The 353-nt window shown below is 48.7% G+C and carries 1 protein-coding gene; it reads right to left on the bottom strand.

Going from position 1 to position 353, the window contains the following annotated elements; all coding sequences use genetic code 11:
* The coding region (locus CWC14_RS18335) for an efflux RND transporter permease subunit (RefSeq protein ID WP_171036883.1) at nucleotides 1-353 on the bottom strand (353 nt) is incomplete at both ends.

Below are 353 nucleotides of genomic sequence, written 5' to 3' on the forward strand. Positions count from 1 at the left end.
GACCTCTAAAAAGTATTGCGGCACATTGGCGCGGAATGTACTAAATACATTTTGCAGTTCAGGGCGTTGGTTGGCATCGTATATCAAACCATTCATAACTTGTGCTAGCTCGGCTGGGTCTCTACCTTCGGAGTCTAATAATCGATACTCAAACCCCGAGCTATTCCCCAACCCTGGGATAGGCGGTGCATTAAAGACCATAATCTGGGCATCAGGCATGGCCCATAACTGCCCTTGGATACGGGTAATAATCTGTTTTAAGCCCATATCTGGTGCCGTTCGCTGCTCCCAGTCTTTGAGCACCATAATGCCCAACGCGTTGTTTGAGCCAGCGCCACCTAGTAAAGAGAACC

The sequence above is a fragment of the Pseudoalteromonas sp. S3260 genome (genome assembly GCF_005886925.1).
GTDB classification, from domain to species: Bacteria; Pseudomonadota; Gammaproteobacteria; order Enterobacterales; family Alteromonadaceae; genus Pseudoalteromonas; species Pseudoalteromonas tetraodonis.